Below are 1230 nucleotides of genomic sequence, written 5' to 3'. Positions count from 1 at the left end.
CAATGAGTACAGGCCCAACTCCTCGAACCATTTTATTGGCATGGCGTGATTTAACTGCGGCGTTAAGGCCAAGTGCCACCACCCTTTATCTGACATCGCTACCTTCCACGCATTGCGCTCCGTTACACCTTGTTGTTGTAACCATGTCGCTATGCCGTATCTGCGTTTGCGTTGTTTTAAGCGGTAACATCGTAGCCGTCGCCGTATCCATTCGTCTAAGCGCTGCAAGCTGCTTTTCCGTATGGCGAGTTTGAAGTAGTGTTGCCAACCTCTTAGGTATTGAGTTAATTCCGCTATGACTGCTTGCAACTCTCGCCCTCGGTTTCGCTTCGTTATCTGCCGCACTCGCTTCTTCATTTGAGTTTGTGCTGCCTTCGATAGATGGATTGTTCCATCTATCCCGAAGCGGTGGCTTAAGTAAGTCCGCTCTGTCACTCTTGTCGCACCACTTTTCTCTCGATTTACCGTGAGCTTCAGCTTTTGCTCCAAGAACTCCGTTATCGACTCTTTAACTCGATAAGCGGCTTCTTCACTATGAACGTAGATTTGGCAGTCGTCTGCATATCGACAGAACTTATGCCCTCTGCGCTCTAACTCTTTATCCAGTTCATCTAATACGATATTGGATAGCAACGGGGATAATGGTCCACCCTGTGGTGTCCCTCTTTGTCTCTGTTCAACCATCCCGTTTCGCATTATGCCTGCCTGTAGATATGACCTGATGAGCTTCAACACTCGTTTATCACTGATGTCCTGTGACAGTCTGTACATCAGTCTATCGTGATTCACTGTGTCGAAGTATTTCGCTAGGTCGATATCTACAACATAACCTCGACCTTCTCGGATGTAATGACTGGCTGCCGTTAATGCATGGTGCGCACTGCGGTTTGGTCTAAATCCGTAACTGCTATTGGAGAACTTGGGGTCATAGATATCTGACAGTACTGAGGTCATTGCCTGTTGGACAACTCTATCAAGCACGGTTGGGATACCTAGTTGCCTTACGCCACCACTAGGTTTAGGGATTTCTACACCAAGTACCGGTTGAGGTTGGTAGCTTCCTTCCAGAAGACTCTGGCGAAGCGCTTGCCCATTTGAAGCCTGTCGAAGTGTTGAGATAGTCGCATCTATGTCGAGTTTGTCGACACCTGCACATCCTTTGTTCTTCTTCACTCTTCGTAGAGCTTGATTCAAGTTGGTTGAAGAGCAGATTTGCTCCATCAACGACGT

Annotated in this window: 1 protein-coding gene; it reads right to left on the bottom strand. The window is 47.6% G+C overall.

Annotation, left to right across the window (positions count from 1 at the left end; genetic code table 11):
• On the bottom strand, positions 1-1221 hold a 1221-nt coding region (ltrA, locus tag AB6F11_RS21650; protein ID WP_170964223.1), incomplete at its 3' end, for a group II intron reverse transcriptase/maturase.
• Positions 1222-1230: the final 9 nt, after the last annotated feature.

It is taken from the genome of Vibrio sp. 10N.247.311.14 (assembly GCF_041467715.1).
GTDB classification, from domain to species: domain Bacteria; phylum Pseudomonadota; class Gammaproteobacteria; order Enterobacterales; family Vibrionaceae; genus Vibrio; species Vibrio crassostreae_C.
This window is presented reverse-complemented; position numbering and strand designations above follow the sequence as displayed.